Source organism: Trabulsiella odontotermitis (assembly GCF_030053895.1).
Classification (GTDB): domain Bacteria; phylum Pseudomonadota; class Gammaproteobacteria; order Enterobacterales; family Enterobacteriaceae; genus Trabulsiella; species Trabulsiella odontotermitis_C.
The window spans coordinates 4194553-4217545 of sequence record NZ_CP125781.1 but is presented as its reverse complement, the minus strand read 5'-3'; the positions used below and the strand labels follow the sequence as shown (position 1 = coordinate 4217545).

Sequence of the window (22993 nt, the reverse complement as noted above, 5' to 3'; positions counted from 1 at the left end):
GAGAGGGTTGTCGCTTACAAACTCCCCGGCGTTCTCGAACGTCTTCCTGCCGACGCAATGGTTTTCCCTGACGCTTTACCGCCCATCGTTTCGACGCGCATCTGGAAGGGCGGGAATGGCATCTCGATGCCGTACTCGCGGAAACCGGCCAGAATCAGCTGGTGGATCTCATGGCGCAGCGGCATACGGTGACCCATCTCAGCCGCGTAAATACGCAGCTCGAAAATCTGGATACCTTGTTGTAAATCCACCAGGAACACTTCCGGCGCCGGGTTGTCGATCACCAGCGAGCAGCGCTCAGCGGCGGTATAGAGGATCTGTGTCACCTCTTCGCTGTTAGCATCCGACGGCGCAGGGACCGTCAGCACCACACGCGTCACCGAATCAGACAGCGACCAGTTAATAAACTGCTCGGTGATGAAGGCTTTGTTCGGCACGATGATCTCTTTGCGATCCCAGTCGCTGATCGTCGTCGCGCGAGTGTTGATCTTCGTAATGCTGCCGGTTAAATCGCGGATCGTGACGGTATCGCCAATACGAATCGGTTTTTCAAACAGGATGATCAGGCCGGAGATAAAGTTGGCGAAAATCTCCTGTAATCCAAAACCGAGACCAACACCGAGTGCCGCCACCAGCCATTGCAGTTTTGACCACTCAATGCCAATCATCGAAAAGCCGACCAGCCCCCCGACGAGCAGCAACAAATATTTGGTGATGGTAGTGATGGCATAGCCCGTACCCGGCGTTAGATCCAGATGCTGGAGGATCGCCAGTTCCAGCAGCGCAGGGAGGTTACGCACCAGTTGCGTGGTGATGATCAGCACCAGAATTGCGATCAGCACCGCGCCGAGGGTGATCGGCTCAAGACTTTCCACTCCCTGTACCGTTGAAGTCACATCCCACAGCGAAATGTTTTCCAGGAAGCCAAAAGCGGAATGGATTTCAGACCACAGGACAATGACCGACACCAGAGCAATCAGCATCAGTATCGACCGTACCAGCCGCAGTGACTGCACGCTGATGGCATCAAGATCGACCTCGCTCACCTCCACTTCAGCGGAACCCTCAAGGCTTGAAGCGTGGTGGTCATCCTCGCCACGGGCGCGCTGCGCCAGCATCTCAGCACGGCGATGTTTGGCGCGGTCGAAGGCCAGACGGCGCCGCTGGATCAGCATCCAGCGGCGGATAACGTGGTAGATCACCAGCAACAGGAACCAGATGGCGACAGAGGTTTCCAGACGCGCCAGTAACGCCTGAGATGTTGCCAGATAACCCACGCCGGCGGCCAGTATTGCCACCAGCGGCGCACCTGACAACAGGTTCCAGAGCAGGCGGTTAACCATGTTGTCCCCTTCGCCCTCTTTATCGAGATAAAGGGGGATGCCCGCGCGCTTCAGGCTCAGCGTGACCACCGCCAGCGCACCGCAAATCAGGATAAAACAGAGCCTGCCGAGCGAGGCGGAGAATTCACGATCGTTAAGGTTATCGAACATGATCAGCGCCATGATGAGCGGCACAATCAGCCCGATGCTCATCAGGTAGTAGCGCATCGCCCGCGCCACGCGCTCGCGCGGCCAGCTAAAGTGGGTGATGAACAACCCATTGGGTCGAGCGAAGGTGGCGCAAATCATCACCACCCACAGCAGCGGCACGGTGGCGGTCACGCCATCGCCAATCGCTACCGCCAGCGGATAAGGCCAGGCTTCCTGCAATCCATAACCCAGCGTCATCCACAGCACGGGAAGTGGCGAGGCTACCAGAATCGACCAGAACACGGTGCGTAACGTCAGCCAGAAATGGTCCTGCGTCACTTTGCCGACGCGGGCGCTGGAACGCTCCAGAAAACGGGTGAAATGCTTGCGCGAGCTGATGCTGAACCCGACCAGAATCAGCGCCCCAAACAGTGGGAACAGCGTCTCTTTGCTGGTGAGCATCATCACCGTGGCTTTGCCCAACTGGCTGAAGGTATTGAGTGAGATCAGCCGACGCAGATCCTGCACGATTTCAATCGGCCAACTGAAAGTGATGGGGCTGACATCTGACGTCCAGAACAGATAGCGGTGGGTGGCTTCATTCACCTCTTTCAGCGCATCTTCAAGCTGACCGTTAGAGACTTTCAGCTTGGTCAGTTCGAGGATCAGCGTATCGCCGCCCTGCAACAGGGAATTCAGCAGTTCGCGCTGAGTGCGCAGTTGTGCATCCAGAATGCGGCTTTGCTCGCGGGTCAGCTCCTGACCATCGGCCTGACGAATTTGCTGAAGCTGCGGCTGCTTGTTGAGCTGCTCTTCATAACGCAGACGCTGCACGCGCAACTGCGCCATTTCGGTATCCAGTTGCTGCGGTTTGGGCATTTCCGGCAAACGCGCCACCTGAGCGCGCAGCGCTTCCCCCAGCAGGTTTGAGGAGCCGAGCCATTGCGATTGCTCGCGCAGCGTATTCAGCGCCTGACGAACCTGTAGCGTCTGATTAGTCGCCTGACGTTGCTGCGAGGCCACCAGATCCATCCGCTGCGCCTGTTGATTCAGCGCCTGCGACAACTCGCGGTTCGTTTTGAACTGCTTAACGATCCCGGCGGGCAGGTTGGCGCTGTTTTCCGCCAGCAGCTCGCTGCTTTCGAGAGCGCGTTCCGCCTCACGCTGACGCTGGTTGTTAAGCTGATTACGCAGCCCCTGCAGGTAAGCATCAAGCTGTTCGCTCTGCTTTTGCGCCAGTTCCGAGCGCAGTCGTGACAGCTCCTGGCGGTTATTGGCAGACAACTGCGCCAGCTCCAGTTCATCGACCAAAGCTTTCAGACGGGCGGATTCAGCCTGTTGATTGAGATTTTGCGCCTGCGCCAGCGAGGTGTTACCGGCAGGCGCGTTGACGCGTCTCTCCACTTCATTCAACTGGCGACGGGCATCGGTTTGTTGCTGGGGAAGCTGACTGAGGGAATCGGCGATTTCGCGGGCGCGATCCTGCTCCTGCTGCGCCAGGCGGCTTTTTTCCAGCAACTGGCTGCTGACCTGCAGGATCTCCTGATTCAGCGCGTCGCTCGTCATCCCAACGGGCACCTGGCGGGGTTCCGTGCTCTGGTTATTGAGCTGGGTGCGTAACGTCTGGGAAAGTCTGGGGAAGTTGTCGATTACTTGCTGATATTGCTTCGCGCGCTCAAGGGAGCCTTTTCGCTCCTCAAGCGCGTTCAGCGCAGCCTGGAGCGCTTCGACAGTCTCCGGCTGAGCGGGCTTCGCCGCTTTCGCCTGCTCCAGTTCCTGGGCGATTTGTTTGGCATCGGGGGCCGTCGCTGCGTACGCCCCCAGGCTGAGGCTCCAGGCCATCAGGAAAGTGATAATCAGGCGCACGGGATACCTTTTTTGTCAGGAATTAACCTTCGTCATTCTTTTCATCAACCAGCGGGCTGGCGTCATGTTCGGCTTTAATTTCGTCGGCAGACAGCGGCGCAGGCTCTGCATCCGGCGTGGCCCTCGTTTCGGTGGAGAACGCCAGCGGTTGACCCAGTTTAGTGACCGACAGGCTTTGCAGTTGCTCAACCAGCGCGACTTTACCCGGCGCGAACAGGTTGATCACGGTGGAGCCCAGTTTGAAACGGCCCATCTCCTGGCCTTTCAGCAGCGCCACGGAACCTTCGCTCTCACCTTCCGGCCACGTCCAGCGCTTGATGATGCCTTCGCGCGGCGGCGTGATAGTGCCTGCCCAGACGGTTTCAATGCTGCCAACAATGGTTGCGCCAACGAGAATCTGCGCCATCGGGCCAAATTCCGTATCAAACAGGCAGATCACGCGCTCATTGCGGGCAAACAGATTCGGTACGTTCTGTGCCGTCAGGTGATTCACGGAGAACAGATCGCCAGGCACATAAATCATTTCACGCAGAATGCCGTTACACGGCATGTGGACACGGTGATAGTCACGTGGCGAAAGATAGGTCGTGGCAAAAGTCCCGTTGCGGAACAGCGCTGCCATCTGATAATTACCCGCGAGCAGCGCTTCCAGCGTGTAGTCGTGGCCTTTGGCCTGCAGAATTTTGTTGTCTTCGATGTTGCCAAGCTGGCTTATAACGCCGTCGGCGGGCATCACCAGTACGTTCGGATCGGTATTCAGCGGGCGGACTTCATCACGCAACGGGCGCACGAAGAAGTCGTTAAAGGTGCGATAGCTGGCGGTATCCGGCTTTTGCGCCTCTTTCATGTCGACCTTGTAGTACTTTACGAACAAATCGATGACCAGTTTGGTCAACCAGCCTGCTCGTTTGCTCGCACCCCAGCCTGCCAGGCGAGTGAGCCACAGTTTCGGCAGAATGTATTGCAGAGAAAGTTTAAGATCGTTTAACAAGGTAGCCTCCAGGCCATGATTTTATCATTCCCAATCCGCCGCGTTTTTCAGCGGATCTTACAGAAAAGTGGCCGATTTTAACGATGACGGACGTAAATGTCAGTCATCGCAAGCATAATTCTCAGTTATCGGTTTCCGAAAAGTTTTTACGCGTTTTTACCTGCGACATACTTTCAAGGATGCGGTGGTAATTGTCGAAGCGGCTCTCCGCGATTTCCCCGTTTTCTACCGCTTCACGGATAGCGCAGCCGGGATCGGTATCATGCTTACAGTCACGATATTTGCAACGGCCCAGATAATCATGGAATTCGACAAAGCCGTTAGTGATTTGTTCCGGCTCAAGATGCCACAACCCGAATTCCCGAACGCCGGGTGAGTCGATGACATCACCGCCGTGCGGGAAGTGATACAGACGGGCGGCGGTGGTGGTGTGCTGCCCCAGACCCGAGTTGTCGGAGACGTCGTTGGTCAGGATCTGATCGTCATGCAGCCCCAGTAGCGCGTTAAGCAGGCTGGATTTGCCCACGCCGGACTGCCCGGCAAAGATGCTGATGCGATTCGTCAGTGCCTCTTCCAGCGGTTGTAAACCGTTCTGGGTGCGGCTGGAGACCATCAGTACGCGATAGCCAATGTGGCGATAGATATCCATTTGCTCATTGACGAAGTCCATGCCGTCATCGTCCAGCAGATCGATTTTGTTCAGCACGATAAGCGGTTCGACGTTCAGGGTTTCGCAGGCCACGAGATAACGATCGATAATATTCAGCGACAGCTCCGGCAAAATCGCGGAGACGATAATGACCTGATCGATATTGGCGGCGATCGGTTTGACGCCATCGTAGAAATCCGGACGCGTCAGCACAGAGGTTCGCTCATGCACCGCTTCGACGATGCCTTTGACGTTGACCCCTTCTGCCGCGGCTTTGCCTGGTCGCCAGACCACGCGATCCCCGGTCACCAGGGAGCGGATCGTACGGCGAATATTGCAGCGGTGAATGTTTCCATCGGCGGATTCCACGTCAGCATGCATGCCAAAACGACTAATGACGACCCCTTCGGACGGTTCGCCAAACAGGTTGTCATCGAAATCGATCTTCTCCGAAGTCGTTTTGAGACGGCGCTGATGATTCGCTTTCACGCGGCGCTGCTGACCTTTGGAGAGTTTATTTTTACTCAATCGTTCTGGCTCCTGGTCGCCCTGTACGGGCAAAACCTCTATGATACACGCTATCTTTGATGAATATCGACCCGTCATCTTTCAGGACACTGATGGGTCTGGATTGTGAAATTATGGTGGAAAATAGCATGAGTGCAGATGAAAACAACCTGATTTGGATCGATCTTGAAATGACCGGGCTTGATCCTGAGCGCGATCGTATCATTGAAATCGCGACGCTGGTGACCGATGCGAATCTGAACATTCTGGCGGAAGGGCCGACCATCGCTGTTCACCAGTCTGACGATCAACTCGCGTTGATGGACGAGTGGAACGTGCGCACTCACACGGGCAGTGGACTGGTGGAGCGGGTTAAAGCGAGCACTCAGGATGATCACGCGGCAGAACTGGCAACCATTGAATTTCTCAAACAGTGGGTGCCTGCCGGTAAATCCCCCATTTGCGGCAACAGCATCGGCCAGGACCGTCGTTTCCTGTTTAAATACATGCCGGAGCTGGAAGCGTATTTCCACTATCGTTATCTTGATGTGAGCACGCTGAAAGAGCTGGCTCGTCGCTGGAAACCGGAAATTCTCGATGGTTTTAAGAAACAGGGAACGCATAAAGCGATGGATGACATCCGCGAGTCCGTGGCCGAACTGGCGTACTATCGCGAGCATTTTATTCAGTTGTAACACCGCGGTCCGAAAGCCCGGTCTGCTTGCGCCGCCGGGCATTTGGCGCTAAATTGTGCATCTTGCTGATAAAAACATCACTCAAACGGAAAACACAAAAAATTGCGGTTGAGGGGGTTGCAGCTCCACGGTTTTCTCGTATAATGCGCCTCCCGTAACGACACAGATTTGTTGCGTTACGGCAGTCAAATTTAATCGAGTATTTCAGGTTGCAATAAATGGCAGCATGAAAGACGAAGATTATGCGGGAATAGCTCAGTTGGTAGAGCACGACCTTGCCAAGGTCGGGGTCGCGAGTTCGAGTCTCGTTTCCCGCTCCAATTTTGGTTCTGTAGAGTTCCACTGAATTCTGCAAGCCATTGAAAACAGGGCCGAAAGGCCCTTTTTTCATTCCAGTGACGTCCGCTGGAAACCGCCAACATCCGGGACTTTTAAGTCCATTTTTAAGTCCATGAATACGGATGAGGCGCTTTCCGGATTGTTGCTGGAGGAGCGAGGCCAACGAGACAAGCATCTAGTCCTGACTCATAGTTCAGGAGCTGGAGCATGGCACTCTCAGATATGGCTGCCCGGAACGCCAAGGCGACCGGCAAGGCTTACACCGTCAGCGACATCGACGGCCTCTCCCTCGCGGTCTCTCCGACCGGAGGTAAGACCTGGCACTACCGTTACTACTGGGCTGGCAAGCAGAAGCGCATGTCGCTGGGCACCTATCCGGAGGTTGGCCTTCGGGAAGCGCGCGCCCTCCGCGATGCGGCCCGCGCGTTGCTGGCCAAGGGCATCAATCCCCGAGCAGATCGCAAGCAGAAGCGCCAGGCTGTCCGTCTGGCCGACGAACACACCTTCCAGGCCGTGTTCGACAAGTGGGTCGAGCACCGCAGGCTCGTCCTCAAGGAAGGGCGTCAGAGCACTCTGACGCAGATCCTTCGCATCTTTAAAAAAGACATCCTGCCCACACTCGGGAAACGCCCCGTCTACGAAATTCAGCGTCCGGACCTTCTGGAGGTCGTAGCCAGGATTGAGCGTCGGAAGGCGCTCAGCGTGGCGGAGAAGGTGCGTACCTGGTTCAGGCAGATGTTCCGATACGCGCTGATCATCGTGCCTGGCCTGCCGCAGAACCCGGCGTTCGATCTGGATGTGGTGGCGTTGCCGATGCCGCCCGTTCGTCACAACCCGTTCCTGCGAATGGATGAGTTGCCGGCAATGCTGTCACGGCTGAGAAAGTACCATGGTCGGCTTCAGACACAGCTGGGGCTTCGACTGCTGCTCCTGACCGGCGTGCGTACGGGGGAGCTTCGGCTGGCGACACCTGATCAGTTTCATCTCGATCAGGGTCTATGGATCATCCCCCCGGAGGTTGTGAAACAGTTGCAGCTTGAGATGCGCAAGGAGGGCAAGCGGCCCGGCGACATTCCTCCCTACATCGTTCCTCTGTCGGCACAGGCCATGGAGATCGTTCAGCACATGCTGGAGCAGTTCAAACCTGCTCAGCGCTACCTGTTCTCACATGGCTGGGACCTGAAGAAGCGCATCAGCGAGAACACACTCAATCAGGCTCTCAAGCGCATGGGCTATACGGATCAATTGACGGGGCATGGCATTCGGGCGACGATTTCGACTGCACTGAATGAAATCGGCTATCCGAAAGTCTGGGTAGACGCGCAGCTTTCGCATTCAGATCCTGACAAGGTGAGCGCCGCCTACAACCATGCGGAATACGTGGAGCAGCGCCGACGCATGATGCAGGATTGGGCTGACCGGCTCGATCTGTTCGAACAGCATCAGGTGGAGGCCGCGAGCATGCACCTGACCGTCCATCTGGAAGGTGTTCCGGAGGTTCCTGATGAAGTTCCAGAGGGGGCGGAGGTCGCCATTGCACCTGCCCCTATCGTGTTGGTCTCGAAGCCTGGAGTCGGCATGCCTGCGCTGCCGGACACGGTGCATCGACTGTCCGCGATCACGGGGCCGCGTACACCACCGGTCTTGTCGGAAAGCCAGCGCGAGCAACTGGAGCGGTTGGATATCTTCAATTCGCCACACCTGCTTTCTGCGGCCGATTTTGCAAAAATGGCTGGCAAGTCGCGGCGGTGGATCAGCTACGAGATCAGCGGACGCAAGATGTTGGCGCTGAGCCTCGGCAACCTCGGTCAGCGCGTCCCGGATTGGCACTTCACGCCCCTCAAGCACAAGCTGATACAGGCGGTTCTCAAGTTCGCGCGTGATGCGGACTCGTGGGAGATCTACCGCGCGCTTTCTGGACCGCACGATGACTTCAAGGGGCTTGCCCCCATCGAAGCGGTGACCGCAGAGAACCTGCACGAAGTCGTTATGGTGGTGTGTTTTTCGCTGAAGGACAGCCAGGCGATGCTTCGGCTGGCGTAGTGGCCTGCTGGCAACGCTGTGTTGAGACCTGGCGGGCTGCGCTCAAAGTCAGGCCATTTAAGAACTTGCGGCGGTCAACTAAGTGATACCGACTGATCGAGACTGATCGAGCTTGCGCGCTCGCTCGATCAGCCGTTCGGTGAATGGTGAAGGCGCGTTTTGAGCGCGTAGCAAATACGTGCTCAGATCGTTCGGCGATCCCGCCAGCGGCCGCATCACGATGCCAAGCTTTCGTGCCGTATCGATGCGTGATTTTCCCGCGAAGCCGATTCCGTAGCCCGCAGCGACCAGAACGGCCATCAGTTCGAAAGATTTCGCGTGGTCGACCACGTTGAGTTTCGACGTGGCCGAGCTCAACAATTCCATGATCTGATGGCTAAGGGGCTCACAGTGCTCTGCTGACCAAAGCACCAGGGGGTACTGCACGGCCTTTTCCAGCGTGATTTCCGGGAACTCCAGGAGCGGTGAGAGCGCTGGAACCGCCACGGCAATCTCATCATCCCGCCTCATTCACGAGGGCGTTGATCGGGCGGTCTGAAAGTGCTGGCTGGCGGCATCGCTCATCAAGATTGGCTTCTTCAGCGCGAATGGTCGTTGAGTAATGCCAGAATGCGGCCCCTTTCCCGCTTTCTTATAGCTCTTTGGAATCAATTGCGGCCGTCCAAGCAGCCGTGATCGCCGACCGCCGCTCCGGTCGCTCGCTTACTGATGCTGTGGTGGTCTCGCAGGAGCGTCAGCTCAGTGCGGTCAGCTTCGGCAGCCCCTTCAGCAGCGTCGGCCACCACTTGTCGGCCGCGGCACCGAGATGAACGGTGATTCGCCGAGCGTGCAGCCTCAGTGTGGCGGCCACCTTGAGCACCTGCTCGCGCATCCGGCTCAGGCTCCAGCCGTGCCGAGTCTGCCGCTCCAGCAGGCAGCGCAGGCCATGCAGAATCTGGTAGGCGTAGAGGCTCAGCAGCAGGCTCACCTCGTTGCGGGCCATCACGTCCTGAACGGTGGAGGCACCGCGATCCGTCGACGAGAGGTGCACGTCGAGCGCCGACTTCACCTCGCCCATGTGGGCCTCGGCGCTGCCGCGCTTGCGATAGAGCGCCAGGACCTTCTCCGGCGGCCAGTCGAACTTGCCGAGGTTGGTGACCAGGAAGAAGGCATGCAGCAGCAGGTCATCGGGGCGTTCCTGCACCACCAGCACGACGCGACGCGGTGCCGACCAAGAGCCCGCTTGATACTCCAGATCGTGGCACCACTCGCGAGGCTGCTCGGGTGGCCGGCCAGGTGGCCGCTTCAGGTGCGGTGCCGCCAGTTTCTGCAGGCCGGAGTGACTGCGCAGTCGGCCCAGGTACTCGATGTCGCACTCTTCCAGGGCCTCCAGCGTCGCGTTGTCGGTGAAACCGGCGTCGATGCGCACCCGAACCTGGGCGCCGGTGCTCTCGTTGAGTCGCCGCACCAGATGCGGGATCCAGGTGTCGGCGTTCTCGGCCGGGCCGGCGTTGCCCTCGCGCAGCAGGCCGCCCACCATGTCGCCGGTTTCTGCCAGCGAGGCGACCAGCGGTGAATAGATCCGCGCGCCGTACAGGCCATGATAGGCCGAGCCGCCCTGGTGGCCGTGGACCTCGATCGGCAGGCCGTCGATGTCCAGCGTCAGCTGCTTGGGGCGCTCGCCGTTCTTCAGCGCGGTCAGGCGCCAGATCACCAGTCGCAGCAGGCCTTCGTGCACGGCATCGATATTGTCGCAGCGCCCGAGGCAGGTCAGCAGCCGCGACAGCGTGGCTTGAGACGGCCGGTCCTGGGCCAGGGGCGTTGTCCCGCGCGCATCGCTGCAGGCCAGCTGCCAGAGCGGATCACGGCGCAGCGTGTCGGTATCGCTGAGGTCGATCCAGCCCATCGCACGCTGCAGCACCAGGGTACGCAACTGGCTGGCCAGCGAATGAAGGATGCGCAGCGGGTGGCGTCGATCGACCAGATTGTCTTCCAGCGCCTCAATCACGCCGCTGTTGTCGAGGGCCTCACGCAACAGCAGAGCGCCGCTGTCGCTGGTAGTGCGCTGGCCGCTCAGCTCAACACGGACAGCGCCGTTGCATGAGGGCGTCCAGGTGGATAGGCTTTCACCCATAGCGGATGGCTCTCTTGGTTCAGATTCTTGGCGGAACACACTGAATTTTCAAGAGAATACCATCCGCTATCTTCGTTTTCGGGCCGGCCTCATGAATAAGCCGGGATCATGCCACAGCAGCTCGTTTTGCAGCTTGGCCTCAGCGGGCGGTGCGACAGCAAATCCAAGATCGTAACGACCATCCTTCACCCCGCTGACCTGCTCGGAAAACAAAGTCTCGGTAAGGCATATCGCCGTGCCGGGCTCCTCTGCGCGCTGCTTCGCCAAGAGGTGCGTCAATGTTGCGGTGAAGGCTCCGAAGGAGACGGCGATCCGTACCGATTCAGGGGGTTGCTGGCATTGCATGGCTGGCTCTCCTGTAAAGAAGGATGCGGTAGACAATGCCAGATAATAGCAGTCCGCGTTTAATTAAACGTGGTTTAATTTATGCTCTTATTTCACGCTTTTGTAGATGCAAAAGCGTGAAATAAGGCGAGGCCGGCCTACAGGCAGTACAAGTTTTGAGGCGGAGCCGGCCAAGGCGTTTGGCATGGCGGTAAAGGCGTTGAGGACGGAGCGCGGAACGGCCCAGGAGGCACTGGGAAACATGGCCGGAATCGAACGCGCGCACATGGGCAGAATCGAGCGGGGTGAGCACATGCCCACCCTGGCGCTGATCCTGCGCATTGCAGATGCGCTGGAATGCAGCGCGGCTCTGCTTATCGAAGAGACAGAGAAGTGCCTGAAGCTTGTTCGCGCCGGCGTCATGGCGAATGAAGGACAGGCCGATCGCGTTTGATGCTCACCATCAGATTACATCGGTGGCATCTACTCGACATTCTTCCAGGCGGATGCGGGAACTCTGTCCCACAGTTGACCATGGGTGATTTCTGCGCGGCGGTGGTCGCATGCCCCTTCAAATTCTCCTAGTTCAGAAGATGGAACGCGGTCTTTCATATGACTGTAGACCTGTTCCAAGGTGTGCAAGGTCTGGCATTTTCTGAACTGCATTAAATATCTTTTTCTTATCATTGATTGTCGCTTGCATTTATCCGAATTGACAATTGAGGGAGACGCTTCTGGTGTTTGGTTTAAATGTAACTCGGTGGAAATTGTTATTAGAATGTGCTTAAAGATTATATTTTCGTGAATGCATTCACACCGAATTGTTGACGTGTGCTCATAAGATTTTCAGGTTTCGATTTGAGCAGGATTTTCGTTAGGCGAACGACATAGGTGGAAGGCAAATCCCGCGGCAGGTATTTGCCTCAATGTGATGGTCTACAAGGTGCGCTGGAGGCGATCCAGGTTGCAGCCGAAATTCGTTCCTCGTTCGTTGATTTTCCAGGAGATGGGCGCTGGCTGCGCTTTTGGATATCCTCATCCGCTGGGCATGGAAGGCCGCGCAGCATGCCGAGCTTGATTACCGTACCTGAAAAAAGGTAGATTTCGCCAAACTCAATTTGCAGCGCCTCAATATACGCCTGATGCCGTTGGTGATGTGGTCGTTGCCAAAGTCAAGTATGGATTGTTAGGCGGAACTTCATCGAAAAGACGTGTGGGATCAGCCAACAGATAGCCATGCAATCGCCTTGATTTCCGTGGCCCGGTGACCTCGCAAGTCCAGATATTCAGGCCGCTATCCTGTTTACGATGCAATTGCAGCTTTTCGAACGCTTTCTGAATCCACTGCCAATCCGCAACATTTTCCTGTTTTGCCAGAAATGCCGTTTTGGGATGCTCTTGTGCGTAGCGCTGAAACAATCCTGGGCTGACCAGGTAAACGGTATCGGAGACGGTATGCACCAGGGCTTTAGCGTCGTTAATAATCAGCTTGCGGGTGCTGATATGCTGACGCAGCCAGGCGATGAAGTGTTCGCCAGATGGAGGCACCTGAGTTTCGTTTTTCACTTCGGCAGTTGAAGGAGCGGCAGGCGGCAGCTCAGGCTCCTGATCCTGCGTGGTGCCTGTCTCAGTTGGTTCGTTCGGAGATGCTGTGGTCGACGGCAGCGTCACGTCCGGTGTCCCGAGCAGATCGAGCAACGCATCGACGCCATCCACGCTGGCCGCCTGCGTACCAGGTCCAGGAGCGGAGAGCGCTGGAGCAGCTGCCGAGCCGGTGGACGGCAAAGGCTGCTCCGCAACGTTTGGTGAAGCGGGGGATGCATCCGCCGTAGAGGTGTCATCCTGCACCACTTCCACGGTTCCCTGAAACGCCGGCGGGCGTTCACTGCCTTCCCATATCAATGCTGGTGCAAGCCGAAGCAGAGTGAACGTGTGGGTCCAGCCAGTGTCGCTGGTGACGACCGCTTTCCAGATAGCCTTGTCATCCGGCGTGGCCTGGAGCATGCCGTGGTCCTGCAGGATATTGAAGACGGCCGTGTTGTTGGCCGGAATACCCTCGATGCCCTGAGACAGCAAATGTGCGCGCAGCTTGTCCGAGACAGTCTTGGAAACAAGCCACAAGGCATCCTGCGTCAGCCAACCGTCCGAGGCCTGTGGTTGATTCAGCTTTAACTCTTCCTTGAGCAGGTAGCGAAGCCCCTCCAACAATTTGCGCTGCAATGTATGCTTCGGTGCAGCCATCGCCTTGGCGGGATCTCCGCCGAGTTCCTGCGCCACGGAAGCCCGATCGGCATTCGTGACCAGTTCGCCCAATACTCCGGCGTGCTCATGCTGGCCGGCCAGGACATAAAGCAGCGCCGCCCACAGTTCGGGGTAGCTGCTGAGCCAGTCCAGGATCTCGCGATCGAGCACGCAGTTGTAAAGCAATCCACTCGCGGCGTTGTGCAGGCGGTACTCGCGATCCTTCCGATAGCGAAAGCGGTATGGATGCTGCAACGGTCCATGCCAGGGGTGCCACAAACTGCCGTCGTTCATCTCGACGTGCAGATCGACTGCAATTTTGCCGATGTCATGCAGCAGCGCCGCATAGGCTGTAGCGGCTGTCCAGGCCTCGGCCTGCGCGGCTTGATCTTCCGGTGTCGCCCCGGCTGGGAGAAGGTGGGACTGTCGCAGCTTGAGTGCGTAGGCGACGATCTCAAGCCCGTGGTCAAGCAGGCCGCCGGGATAGGCGTGGTGGTGCGATTCCGACGCTGGAAACTGTTGGACCAACTCGGCGTACCGTTCCAACGGGCCGAGGTACAGCACTGCGAATTGCTGACGCGAGAGTGATGTTCGCTGCCATATGTGCTCCAGCAGCTTCTGCCGGCGCGCGGTGGCCAGCAGCGATGCGGCCGGTTCCGGTCGCATCAGCCCTTTGGCCTTTGTTGCAGTGGCGGGCGCTGTGGTAGCGGCCTGCACGGGTCGTTTTCGTTGGAACAGCGCGAACATGAAAGCACCTGAAATTGCGGTCGGCGGGGAGCCTTTTCCTTTTCCGGATAGGCCCATTCCCCTTGGGCCCCATTCCCTTGCCCCTTGACGACCTTTTGCCCTTGCCGAAACCCTTTGATATAGCCCTCTGGGCCAGTTCCAGCGAGCAGGAATGCGGCACGGATGCAGTCCCTTTGTCGTCGTCCAAGATGCCTTCGTACGGCAGTTCTAGGCTGCGACAGAATTTGGCCTTATCTAGCGGAAAAAATTGATCTTTTTATTGCTCCAGCAAATTGCGATGTGCAATCCTTGCGGTGCGCCACTCATAGGCGCCGGGTGTGAGAACCCGAACTTGATACCAGCGGGTCGCGTTATGGCGATCCGTAGGGCAGACGTTCGCGTCTGGCCGGTCTGGTATCAGCCGGTTTCTCACCCCTGCGGGTCGCCGCCATCTATCGGATTCCATTCCGGGCGGCGCAGGGGAACAAGGCCACGGAGGGGACAACATGGATCATTCAGACAACAACAGAACCAGCATTCACGCGCAACGCGCGTATGCGCTCATCATGTCGGGCGTAGCGGAATGCGATACCGCACTGGACCAGCGCCTATTGCTCGACTCTCTCATCTGCCAGTGTGCGGTGTTCACCCGCATTCTGGGGGCGAACGCGAATTTTTTGATCTGCTGGAGAAGTTGAGGCGCGTTGATCTCGATACTGCGGGCGACCTGATGCCTGCCACACAGCATTGATATCCGCCTACGGCCGATGCGATCCCTGCTGTCGCACAAGCAGGCCGATGTGAGAGCTGCCACCTTGCGTTTCCGTTAGTCGGTGACTAATATGTCATCAATGACTAATGGAGGTGCGACATGGCAATGACCACGATGACCATCAGGAACATTGACGAGGGGCTGAAAGCGCGTCTGCGCGTGCAAGCCGCTCAGCATGGCCGTTCGATGGAAGATGAGGCTCGCGACATCTTGCGGGCGGCTTTATCGACCGAGACTGCACGCGGCAATTCTTTGATCGAGGCTATTCGTGCGCGGGTAGAGCCGCTAGGCGGGATCGAGCTAGACCTGCCGGCGCGGGATGCCATTCGTAACCCGCCGGAGTTTGATGCATGATCGTCCTCGACACCAACGTTCTGTCCGAGACACTTCGCCCAGCTCCCGATGCACTTGCGCTGACCTGGCTGGCTCAGCAACCTCGCTCAGCGCTGTTCACCACGACAGTCACGCGGGCGGAGTTGCTGTATGGCGTGCGCCTGCTGCCGGACGGCCAACGCAAGGCCGCGCTCATGGAGGCGATTCACGGCATCTTTGCTTCGGATATGGCCGGACAGGTGCTGGGCTTCGACAATGACGCATCCGATGCCTACGCCGAAATCGCAGCGTCACGCAAACTGGCGGGCAAGCCGATCAGCCAGTTCGACGCCATGATCGCGGCGATCGCAAAGTCGCGAGGCGCCAGCCTGGCAACCCGCAACGTCAAGGACTTCGTGGACTGTGGCATCACAGTGATCGATCCGTGGAAGCGTTGATCCAGGTGCTTGAGAAACTAGAACGAACAAAGCTCCCTTGTGGAGGTCTGAAGTAAGAAAGCAGTGCCTCCAACCCGTCTGCGAACGACACAGGAAGATATTTCGACGATGAACTAATGCAACAGTGAGAAGCGAGGATATGACCATGGCAACGCACGCACACAACAAGGGATGGGCCTATCGGCTCGGTAGCGGCATGGGGCGTGCCTGGCGTGGTTATACACGGTTGGAAAAGAAGGCTGCTCGCTGGCTGGTTGCGCAAGGCGTCCCCGGACTGGTGGCGTCGGCTCTCCCATGGCTTGCCAGGCTCGCGGTGCTTGGCGTTCTCCTCTGCGTCGCCTTCTGGCTGGCCTTGCTGCTCCTGTTCGTTGTCGCAGTTGCCTGGTCAGCCGGACAAGGCGCTGATGCAGAGGAAGATAAGTGGCCATCCACTAGGCATGATGATCTCAGGGAAATGCCCTGGTACGATCCTGTGCCTTATAACGACACGGACCACCCCGATTTCCCTGATGAAAAAGATCTGTAAGCGTTAAGTTATTTCAGCTTGCTGGAGATAACGCTAGGTCCTTTTCCTCCAGCCGCAGTGGCATCTTTCGTTGCGCTTGCCAATCCAGCAACTACGCCAGCAGCTCGAATTCCCACCCAAGTAAGCGTAGTAACCCAAAAAGTTGGTAGCACAAGGAACATCATTCCCATCACGAAGTTCAGCAGCAGATCCCCGAATGCATTGTTCAGCCCCATCACCGGGTCGAAATAGGTCATCGGACGGTTGTAGCCCCATCCCCAGCCATAGAGCGCGTCCAGGATCGTGGAGTCGACCCACCTTGCCAATTGGAACCAGAAATCCACGAAGAACAGGGCGAACTGGATCACGCTGACGGTCACCACGGTCTTCAGGTCGTAGGTGCCGATCACCAGCACGAGCGGAATGCAAATCACCAGCGCCATCTTGAGCAGTGACAACGCCATGGGCAAAGCCTGACGCATGACGTCCATCGCCGGGAAGAACCCCACGGCACCCACCGCCATCCCCACATCGCCCGCGGCTCGGGTAACGACATTCGGCAAGGTCTTGTCGATCTGGCCGCCGTAGTCGGTGTAGACGGCGCCCTGGTTCAGTTTCTGTTGCCGCGGGGCCGCGATGGCGCGGATCACGGAATCGTCCAGCTCGGTCCTGGAGATGAAGCCAGCCCAGTTCGCCATGCGTGAAAGCAGATTGGGATCGACCTGAGCCAGCAGGCGCGCACGTAGTCCGGTTGAACCATCCGACCACCATTCCCGGCAGTTCGGGTAACCGGCGCCGCTAGGCACCTCGGTCAGCCCCGCATCACGGCTGTCATCGTACGGCCATGACTCGCGAGGCGTGCTTGAGCGATAAGTGTCGTAGTAGCCGGGCGTGTCGACAAAGTAATTGGAGCCGATCCAGCTGACGTCCGCCATCTGCTCTTCGCTCAGAGTCGGGCGGTTCATGAACAGCTTGGCTCGGGCGGGACCGTAGCAATTGAGCGCGAAATCTGTCACTTCCTGAGCCAGCAAGGGGTCGTCGATACGGGTGTTGTCGATGTCCATCCTCATCTGCCGCAGGTCGGTTCCGCACGGGATCGCCGCGACGGCGGCACCGGTGACAGCCTTGGAGATCGAGTGCATGAAAAACCACCAGACCGGCACCTTGGCCGACTGGTTGTTGAGCGTGGTGAATGACTGGCCCCAACCTGTATCGCTGGGCGCGGGAACGTTCACCTGGCACTGGCTGGAGCGGGACTGATCGAAGCTGATGGTGTTGAGATCCACATCGATGAACGGAATGCCGGCGAACATGATCACCACGATGGCGACGAACACCCGGTTTTCGATCCGCATCGAGGAAAGCACGCCCTTGTTGCCCTCGTCAGCTCCCTCCGCGCGTGCTTTCAGCCATTCCTGAATGACGATCGCGATAAACGGGAGCGCAAACAAGCCGCTGGCGACCAGGACCGACCAGATGCCGTTATGAACGATCCACCCAACCAGTGTCAGGTAATACTCCAGATAATCGGACGTATAGAGCGTCATCGTGTCCTCCGCTCATCAAGTGGACTGCAGCAGCAGGCTGCCTTCCAGAACGGCCAGAGCCACCACGCCGGCGATTTCGACACGGATGAGGCGCTGGTGTGGTTCCGTACCAGGTTCGCGAGCCAGGACCCGTTTACGCATCCAGAGCCAACCCCAGGCGAGGCCCGCATAAAGCAGCAGACGCCAGGCCAGGAAATAGCCCGTATGGTCGTCCATCCAGCGCTGCCAGCCTTCGATACTGCCAAGCACACGGATGCCAATCAGGTTGATGGAGATCGCCACAACAAGCAGCAGGATCGTCCACAGCAACGCGAAGCCGACACGGCGATTGAACAACCACCGCATGCGAAGCCAGGCCGGGATCATGGATTGCTTCCTCCCGATTGCGAGCGCTGCAATTCATCGAGGCGATTGGGGATGGGATCGCCCTGGTACACACCCCGCGAACCCGCAGCCCGGGTGCTGTGGCGCTGGATGATCTGCATCGGGGAGTTGTTGGCCAGCTCACGGCGCAGTTCGAGCTCAGTCTTGAGGTTGTTGATCTCGCGGTCGAGAATGTTGCTCTCCTGCGTGACCGCCTCCTGGGCCATTTCGTTCGCGGCCACATTCGGCTCCATCCGCCCGGTCAGCAGCGTGCGCTGAAGCAGCAATGCTTTTTCCAGCACGCTGGCGAGCGCAACCTCGGAAGCGAGACGCCTTGCGAGGATGTCCTGATCGGGTTCATCACGCAGCGCCTCGATCACGCCACGGGTAATCGGCAACGAGGTGCTGCTGGCCGCCTGCAGGTTGTCGAAGCTCATCGACTTGCTGCCCGAGATCAGTTCCTGCAAGCTCTCCAGCTTGGTCTCGTACTCTTCCTGAATGAGCGGTGTCAGACCGACGCCGGGCGTGGTCTGCGTCTTGGTGCAGCTCTCGCAGGTGCGTTGTTCCTGCTCGCCCAGCACACGCGTAGCCCAGGTGACGGCAGCCTGCGGAGAGGTCCAGGTCTGGCACGCCAGTCGGTCGCCGCAACTGCCGGAATCGATGGATGAGGTGTCATCGACGCTGCGCCCGTTGACCAGGTTGTAGCCGGCGCGCGTCACGTCAGCGACCACGCGGATAGGCGCCTGGCCCGAGCCGCCGGCATTGTCGCCTCCGACCCAGGGCACGCCTTCATTGCCCTTGCTGCTTTCTGCCTCCTCGATCGCGGAAACCGCATCGGTGCTGGCAACCGCCTTCTTGAGCGCCATGCCTTCCGCGAGCTGGTCCCAGCCGAGCTGGCCACCGGCCATGTCGGCCATCCTGTTCGCGATCGCCCTGCAGGTGAGTTTCGAGCGGTCGAAATCGAGCCTGGCTTGCAGGACACCGTTGGTGAGCAGGTTATAGAGACCGGGATCAGCGCGCTGGATGATCAGCGCAGGCAGCGAAGCCACCGCACTGGTGGCGTTCTGGATCACATTCGACATGATGGTCTGGAACCCGTTGGTGATGCCGTTCAACTGGTTCTGCAACGTGGTGGTGAGGCTCATGTCGCCGCAAATGAGGTTGCTGTTCCAGCCAACGCCGACGCCGATCGAGCGCATGTTTGCCGCGCCCGTCATGGATACCGCCCGTCCGCCGCCGATGCTGTACAGCACATCGTCGCCAATGACGCTGCCGCGATGCTGCAGGCCATATTCGTTGACACTCGTCTGGGCGGCAGCACCAGAGCATGCCGCCGTCAGGGCGCAAACAAGCAGGCCCCGGCGGAAGTGCTTGCTGAGTGCGAGAGTGGAGGATGAAGTCATCGTGCGCTCCCTCCGCTAAAGTCGACGCTGCCGAGGAAGGTCTGTCCGCGGCGCTGGCAGCAGCTGTAGGGCCGCCAAAGCGCCCAGGCATAGTCGCCTTGCTGGGCCTGGACGCGCTGGTTCGAATGGGGAAAGACGGCGCACGAACTGGACATCGTGGGGGTGAGTTCCTGCCACTTGCCGGTGGAGGCGTCGCCTTCGGCGAGCTCGCCTGCGGGCCAGTAGCCGTCGCGCGCGGTAGCGAGCAGCGGCTGGTAGACGTGAATCTGGCCGCGGCGGGTGACGATATCGCCGGCGCGCTGCGCGACGACGGCACCGCTCTTGTAGTCGTCGGTCTGATGCAGGAATCCGCCCCTCGGGTAGACGGCGCCCCACAGGTTGAGAGAGGTCCGAGCTCCGATCTCGCGCATGCCAGGGATCAGTGCTTCCGGATAGACGGCCTCCGGCACGTTATAGCGCCATGCCACCGTGTCGAGCGTGCTCAGCAGGTATGGCATGAAGGCCGTGCCTGCACCTTCGCAGGAATAGCCCGAAGCACTGGCGAGCTGACCCAGGACAGCCCCGCCGGGGTGACCGATCACGTCAGCGTTTTTGAACTTTGACAGGTTGTTTTCGTGGTCCTGGTTCGTTGTGCCATCGCCGCCGGCCTGTGCCGTGGTGTTCGGCATGCTCATGGCACGCACTTCTACCCACGGGTTCTCGCCAGTATTGGCGTAGCTGGAAACCACGGCATCGGGCACGTAATGGCTAACTTTCACCGAGGTCCGCACCGAGCAGCCGAAGGTGGTGCAGAAGAGCCAGTAGCAGATCCCGACGACCCGGTATTCGAGGCAATCGGGGGATAGGGCCGAGGCTGTGATCGATGCGGTGTTGAGCGCGAAGGCCGACGATGCGGTTCCAAGCATCAGGGCCGCGATCGCGGCGCGGAGACGACGGGCGCGCTTCATGGCTGCGCCCTCCGGTATGCCTCGATACGGGCTTCCGCCCTCGCTACGTCCGACTCACCGTAAATGACGTAGCGCCGGTCGACCACGACTGCAGGAACGGTTGAAACGCTGAGGCCCCAGGCATCGGCCACGCCCTGCCAGGCGGAAGCAAGGGCGCGTTGCAGCTGCCAGCCGCCCTGCTGAAGGCGTCCCTGGACGATGGCCTGGGCACGATGGGGATCGGCGGGCAGATCGGCCGCGAGGCTGGCCTCGATTTCCTGTGCAGTGTCGAGGTGAACGACATTGGCGTTATCCGCCGATGTCAGCGTGACGGATCGGTCGGTGAAAACGGTCACTTCTGCGGCGCTGGTCGCCTGATTGGCCAGGCCCAATGCTACGCACAAGGCGCTGGCTACCGCCGATGGAAAGCGTATCGGCCCGGATTGGGTGCGAAACGGGTTGAGCATGTCCGGACTCCTGAAACAGATTGCTGTTGTGGAGTCTCAGAGTTCATCCGGAACGTGCCCGCGGGTCAGCCAACAATCGGAAACCCGCCTTATCCGCATTGTGCTCGCTGAACAAACCAAGGCATCGCTGGAGTTGAAGTCCGCCTCGATGGACCGCGGCAAGGATGAGCGGCCAAAAGCTCGATGGTGCCTTAGCCGAGTGTCACGCCGAAAATGGCGCCGATGCCATAGGTGACCGCGGCGGCGGCCAGTCCGATGGCGACCTGGCGGGCGGCGGAGAACAGCGTGCCGCGCCCGGTGAACAGGCTGGTACCTGCACCCAGCAGGCCGAGTGCTAAACCGCTGGTGGCCAGACTGGAAACCAATGCTGGTATACCCGATAGAAACATGAACGGCAGCACCGGGACGATGGCGCCAGCCGCGAACAACATGAAGGATGATACGGCCGCGGCGGTCGCCGAGCCGCCAAGCCCCTCGGGGTCGATTCCGAGTTCCTCGCGGGCCAGGGTGTCCAGTGCGGCCCCTGGTGTGCCCAACAGCTTGTCGGCCAGTGCGCGCGCCTGCAGCTCCGTCAGGCCTTTGGCCTGATAGATCAGGGTCAGTTCCTCGCGTTCCTCATCCGGAAACTCGTACAGTTCGTCGGCCTCGATGGCGATCTGGCTGCGGTAGAACTCCCGCGAGCTGGTCACCGACAGCCACTCGCCCATGGCCATCGAGCCGGCGCCGGCGATAAGTCCGGCCAGGCCCGCCAACAGGATGGCCGAGCCCGGCGCCGCGGCGCCTGCCACGCCCATCACCAGGCTGAGGTTGGACACCAGTCCGTCGTTGGCGCCCAGTACAGCGGCGCGAAGGGTGTTGCCGCCACCGCGATGGCGACCTTCCAGTATCGCAAGAATGGGACCGGAAAGTCCTCCGCTCCCGGCGGCTTCCCGCATCAGCAGCGCGTGAGAACGCTCGTCCTGGGCGAGCCCCGCCGCGCGCGCCTCGGGCTGATCGTCGTATGTCCGACTGCCCAGGGTTTCCGCGGCAGCAAGTATCGGCAGCAGGGTGGCGGCGCCATGCCTGCGCACCAGCCAGGCCACGAATCGGGCACGGCGAGAGGGGCGGGGTGAGAAGTGATCCCCGGTTGCCTCCATCCGTTTCTTCCAGAATTCGCCATGAGCCGCTTCCACAGCCGCCAGTCGCCGGAACACGCCGGCCAGGTCGGGATTGGATTCGCTCTCTGCAAGCGCAGTGTAGATCGCGGCGCCGTCCACCTCGCCCTGCAGATTGGCGCGGTAGCGGCCTGTCGTCGTATTGGTCATGGGGCCGTTCCTCCGGGGTTGGTTGCCGCACTGAGAGCGTCGTGGCCGCTGGCGGGGCGCCGAGCGGCTTGATCACGGCGTCAGGCGAGCAGGGGCAGCATGCCAGGGTCTGCCTTGGCCATGGCTCGCCGGTAGGCTTCCCGCTCGCCGATCCGCTTCAGGTAGCCGAGAATGTTCGGATAGCCTGCAAGATCCTTGGGCATGAAATGCCGCATGGTGGTGAGCGGAAATAGCAGCATGATGTCGGCGGCCGTGAAGGCTTCGCCGGCAATATGGGCGGTGCGCCCGAGTTGGTTTTCGACCAACCCGAAGGCGGTATCGATCCGCTCCTCCGCGAACGCAAGACTCCCTTCGCCATCGCGCCCGCCCGCTGCGACCAGCATCATTCTGGCCATCTCCATCGCGGTGAGCGAACTGTTGGCGAAATGGAACCAGAACAGATACACGGGGTAGTTCGCATGCTCCGGCGCAACCGCCAGGCGGCCGCCACCGTGCCGGTGAATGAGGTACTCCATGATGGCTCCCGATTCGCTCAGCACGATGTCGCCATCGCGCACGACCGGTGACGTTCTGGTTGGCGAGATGGACTTGTATTCGGGCGGGGCCAGCCGTGTCATGGGGTCGCGCTCGAAGCGACGAAGCGCATAGGCAAGTCCAAGCTCCTCGCACAGCCAGACGACTCTCTCCGACTGCGAAACGCCCAGGTGATATATGGTGATCATGTGTGGATCCTCCTCGGTAAAACTGCGTAACCGACTTGCAAAGTCAGGCCGAAAATTGAGCCGATGCCACCGGTGCCCGCAGTGGCGGCCAGTTCTGGCGGGCGTTGGAGAACAACGCGCCGCCCATCGAGCAGGCGGGCTGCGCCTCGATCAGCGGGCGATGCGAGCTGATACGGACGCTGTCGCGTCGCCGGGATGCAGCAGCCAATCAATGGCCCGGGCGGGCGGCTTTCTCCCGCATGCCGGCC

22 protein-coding genes and 1 tRNA gene are annotated in these 22993 nt (G+C 59.4%); 8 read left to right on the top strand and 15 right to left on the bottom strand.

The window, feature by feature from the left end:
- Positions 1 to 14: 14 nt before the first annotated feature.
- The 3 genes from mscM to rsgA form a co-directional block, all read right to left on the bottom strand.
- The gene (mscM, locus tag QMG90_RS20060; protein ID WP_283281414.1) at positions 15 to 3338 is read right to left on the bottom strand and encodes a miniconductance mechanosensitive channel MscM; all 3324 of its coding nucleotides are present in this window, start codon (positions 3336 to 3338) and stop codon (positions 15 to 17) included.
- A 22-nt stretch (positions 3339 to 3360) separates the two neighbouring features.
- Complete coding sequence (gene asd / locus QMG90_RS20055; protein WP_283281412.1) at positions 3361 to 4329, bottom strand: archaetidylserine decarboxylase; 969 nt, start codon at positions 4327 to 4329, stop codon at positions 3361 to 3363.
- Positions 4330 to 4450: 121 nt separating this feature from the next.
- The gene (gene rsgA, locus QMG90_RS20050; protein WP_283281411.1) at positions 4451 to 5506 is read right to left on the bottom strand and encodes a small ribosomal subunit biogenesis GTPase RsgA; all 1056 of its coding nucleotides are present in this window, start codon (positions 5504 to 5506) and stop codon (positions 4451 to 4453) included.
- Between the two features lie 128 nt (positions 5507 to 5634).
- Here rsgA and orn point away from each other — a divergent pair, with 128 nt between their 5' ends.
- The 3 genes from orn (at position 5635) to QMG90_RS20035 (ending at position 8562) form a co-directional block, all read left to right on the top strand.
- Entirely contained in the window at positions 5635 to 6180 is a 546-nt protein-coding gene (gene orn / locus QMG90_RS20045) for an oligoribonuclease (protein WP_283281410.1), read from the top strand.
- 244 nt (positions 6181 to 6424) lie between these two features.
- A tRNA-Gly gene (locus QMG90_RS20040) sits at positions 6425 to 6500 on the top strand.
- A 226-nt stretch (positions 6501 to 6726) separates the two neighbouring features.
- Complete coding sequence (locus QMG90_RS20035; protein ID WP_023102453.1) at positions 6727 to 8562, top strand: tyrosine-type recombinase/integrase; 1836 nt, start codon at positions 6727 to 6729, stop codon at positions 8560 to 8562.
- A 78-nt stretch (positions 8563 to 8640) separates the two neighbouring features.
- On the opposite strand, the gene QMG90_RS20030 is transcribed toward QMG90_RS20035, so the two are convergent.
- The 3 genes from QMG90_RS20030 to QMG90_RS20020 all read right to left on the bottom strand — a co-directional run bounded on the left by QMG90_RS20030 (position 8641) and on the right by QMG90_RS20020 (position 11020).
- A complete protein-coding gene (locus QMG90_RS20030; protein ID WP_213381573.1) occupies positions 8641 to 9048 on the bottom strand; it encodes a LysR substrate-binding domain-containing protein in 408 nt (135 codons plus the stop codon).
- Between the two features lie 247 nt (positions 9049 to 9295).
- Entirely contained in the window at positions 9296 to 10675 is a 1380-nt protein-coding gene (locus tag QMG90_RS20025) for an IS1380 family transposase (RefSeq protein ID WP_033938208.1), read from the bottom strand.
- 66 nt (positions 10676 to 10741) lie between these two features.
- Entirely contained in the window at positions 10742 to 11020 is a 279-nt protein-coding gene (locus QMG90_RS20020; protein WP_033938207.1) for a LysR substrate-binding domain-containing protein, read from the bottom strand.
- A 106-nt stretch (positions 11021 to 11126) separates the two neighbouring features.
- Between QMG90_RS20020 and QMG90_RS20015 the strand changes: the two genes are divergently transcribed.
- Entirely contained in the window at positions 11127 to 11453 is a 327-nt protein-coding gene (locus QMG90_RS20015; RefSeq protein WP_031633150.1) for a helix-turn-helix domain-containing protein, read from the top strand.
- 29 nt (positions 11454 to 11482) lie between these two features.
- Here the strand turns inward: QMG90_RS20015 and QMG90_RS20010 are convergent, their stop codons facing one another.
- A complete protein-coding gene (locus tag QMG90_RS20010; RefSeq protein WP_233509265.1) occupies positions 11483 to 11611 on the bottom strand; it encodes an Hha/YmoA family nucleoid-associated regulatory protein in 129 nt (42 codons plus the stop codon).
- A 516-nt stretch (positions 11612 to 12127) separates the two neighbouring features.
- Positions 12128 to 13987 carry a MobH family relaxase gene (gene mobH / locus QMG90_RS20005; protein ID WP_023102456.1) on the bottom strand — a complete coding sequence of 620 codons (1860 nt, stop codon included), beginning with the start codon at positions 13985 to 13987 and terminating at the stop codon, positions 12128 to 12130.
- A gap of 485 nt (positions 13988 to 14472) precedes the next feature.
- Here mobH and QMG90_RS20000 point away from each other — a divergent pair, with 485 nt between their 5' ends.
- The 4 genes from QMG90_RS20000 to QMG90_RS19985 all read left to right on the top strand — a co-directional run bounded on the left by QMG90_RS20000 (position 14473) and on the right by QMG90_RS19985 (position 16034).
- Positions 14473 to 14664 carry a hypothetical protein gene (locus QMG90_RS20000; RefSeq protein WP_023102457.1) on the top strand — a complete coding sequence of 64 codons (192 nt, stop codon included), beginning with the start codon at positions 14473 to 14475 and terminating at the stop codon, positions 14662 to 14664.
- A gap of 173 nt (positions 14665 to 14837) precedes the next feature.
- Positions 14838 to 15092, top strand: a complete 255-nt coding sequence (locus tag QMG90_RS19995) for a FitA-like ribbon-helix-helix domain-containing protein (RefSeq protein WP_023102458.1) — start codon at positions 14838 to 14840, stop codon at positions 15090 to 15092.
- On the top strand, positions 15089 to 15508 hold the full coding sequence (locus tag QMG90_RS19990; RefSeq protein WP_023102459.1) for a type II toxin-antitoxin system VapC family toxin: 420 nt from the start codon (positions 15089 to 15091) through the stop codon (positions 15506 to 15508). Before QMG90_RS19995 ends, QMG90_RS19990 begins: the two co-directional genes overlap by 4 nt.
- A 145-nt stretch (positions 15509 to 15653) precedes the next feature.
- Positions 15654 to 16034, top strand: coding sequence for a DUF3742 family protein (locus QMG90_RS19985; RefSeq protein WP_049874861.1), 381 nt, complete (start codon positions 15654 to 15656; stop codon positions 16032 to 16034).
- A gap of 8 nt (positions 16035 to 16042) precedes the next feature.
- Here QMG90_RS19985 and QMG90_RS19980 read toward each other — a convergent pair whose 3' ends face one another.
- The 7 genes from QMG90_RS19980 to QMG90_RS19950 all read right to left on the bottom strand — a co-directional run bounded on the left by QMG90_RS19980 (position 16043) and on the right by QMG90_RS19950 (position 22745).
- Positions 16043 to 17560, bottom strand: coding sequence for a conjugal transfer protein TraG N-terminal domain-containing protein (locus QMG90_RS19980; RefSeq protein ID WP_023102460.1), 1518 nt, complete (start codon positions 17558 to 17560; stop codon positions 16043 to 16045).
- Between the two features lie 15 nt (positions 17561 to 17575).
- On the bottom strand, positions 17576 to 17905 hold the full coding sequence (locus QMG90_RS19975) for a hypothetical protein (protein ID WP_430381666.1): 330 nt from the start codon (positions 17903 to 17905) through the stop codon (positions 17576 to 17578).
- Positions 17906 to 17922: 17 nt separating this feature from the next.
- The gene (locus QMG90_RS19970; protein WP_023102462.1) at positions 17923 to 19326 is read right to left on the bottom strand and encodes an integrating conjugative element protein; all 1404 of its coding nucleotides are present in this window, start codon (positions 19324 to 19326) and stop codon (positions 17923 to 17925) included.
- Positions 19323 to 20273: a TIGR03756 family integrating conjugative element protein gene (locus QMG90_RS19965; protein WP_023102463.1), complete on the bottom strand. Its 951-nt coding sequence runs from the start codon at positions 20271 to 20273 to the stop codon at positions 19323 to 19325. The genes QMG90_RS19970 and QMG90_RS19965 overlap by 4 nt, the downstream gene beginning before the upstream one ends.
- Positions 20270 to 20719, bottom strand: a complete 450-nt coding sequence (locus tag QMG90_RS19960) for a TIGR03757 family integrating conjugative element protein (protein WP_052157204.1) — start codon at positions 20717 to 20719, stop codon at positions 20270 to 20272. Before QMG90_RS19960 ends, QMG90_RS19965 begins: the two co-directional genes overlap by 4 nt.
- 191 nt (positions 20720 to 20910) lie before the next feature.
- Positions 20911 to 22023, bottom strand: a complete 1113-nt coding sequence (locus QMG90_RS19955) for a VIT1/CCC1 transporter family protein (protein ID WP_023102465.1) — start codon at positions 22021 to 22023, stop codon at positions 20911 to 20913.
- A gap of 80 nt (positions 22024 to 22103) precedes the next feature.
- Entirely contained in the window at positions 22104 to 22745 is a 642-nt protein-coding gene (locus QMG90_RS19950) for a glutathione S-transferase family protein (protein ID WP_033938206.1), read from the bottom strand.
- Positions 22746 to 22993 lie beyond the last annotated feature (248 nt).

Coding starts and splice junctions, on each gene's coding strand:
- orn (WP_283281410.1), top strand. CDS start 5,635: ATGAGTGCAGATGAAAACAACCTGATTTGGATCGATCTTGAAATGACC.
- QMG90_RS20035 (WP_023102453.1), top strand. CDS start 6,727: ATGGCACTCTCAGATATGGCTGCCCGGAACGCCAAGGCGACCGGCAAG.
- QMG90_RS20025 (WP_033938208.1), bottom strand. CDS start 10,675: ATGGGTGAAAGCCTATCCACCTGGACGCCCTCATGCAACGGCGCTGTC.
- QMG90_RS20020 (WP_033938207.1), bottom strand. CDS start 11,020: ATGCAATGCCAGCAACCCCCTGAATCGGTACGGATCGCCGTCTCCTTC.
- QMG90_RS20015 (WP_031633150.1), top strand. CDS start 11,127: ATGCAAAAGCGTGAAATAAGGCGAGGCCGGCCTACAGGCAGTACAAGT.
- QMG90_RS20010 (WP_233509265.1), bottom strand. CDS start 11,611: ATGAAAGACCGCGTTCCATCTTCTGAACTAGGAGAATTTGAAGGGGCA.
- mobH (WP_023102456.1), bottom strand. CDS start 13,987: ATGTTCGCGCTGTTCCAACGAAAACGACCCGTGCAGGCCGCTACCACA.
- QMG90_RS20000 (WP_023102457.1), top strand. CDS start 14,473: ATGGATCATTCAGACAACAACAGAACCAGCATTCACGCGCAACGCGCG.
- QMG90_RS19995 (WP_023102458.1), top strand. CDS start 14,838: ATGGCAATGACCACGATGACCATCAGGAACATTGACGAGGGGCTGAAA.
- QMG90_RS19990 (WP_023102459.1), top strand. CDS start 15,089: ATGATCGTCCTCGACACCAACGTTCTGTCCGAGACACTTCGCCCAGCT.
- QMG90_RS19985 (WP_049874861.1), top strand. CDS start 15,654: ATGGCAACGCACGCACACAACAAGGGATGGGCCTATCGGCTCGGTAGC.
- QMG90_RS19980 (WP_023102460.1), bottom strand. CDS start 17,560: ATGACGCTCTATACGTCCGATTATCTGGAGTATTACCTGACACTGGTT.
- QMG90_RS19975 (WP_430381666.1), bottom strand. CDS start 17,905: ATGCGGTGGTTGTTCAATCGCCGTGTCGGCTTCGCGTTGCTGTGGACG.
- QMG90_RS19970 (WP_023102462.1), bottom strand. CDS start 19,326: ATGACTTCATCCTCCACTCTCGCACTCAGCAAGCACTTCCGCCGGGGC.
- QMG90_RS19965 (WP_023102463.1), bottom strand. CDS start 20,273: ATGAAGCGCGCCCGTCGTCTCCGCGCCGCGATCGCGGCCCTGATGCTT.
- QMG90_RS19960 (WP_052157204.1), bottom strand. CDS start 20,719: ATGCTCAACCCGTTTCGCACCCAATCCGGGCCGATACGCTTTCCATCG.
- QMG90_RS19955 (WP_023102465.1), bottom strand. CDS start 22,023: ATGACCAATACGACGACAGGCCGCTACCGCGCCAATCTGCAGGGCGAG.
- QMG90_RS19950 (WP_033938206.1), bottom strand. CDS start 22,745: ATGATCACCATATATCACCTGGGCGTTTCGCAGTCGGAGAGAGTCGTC.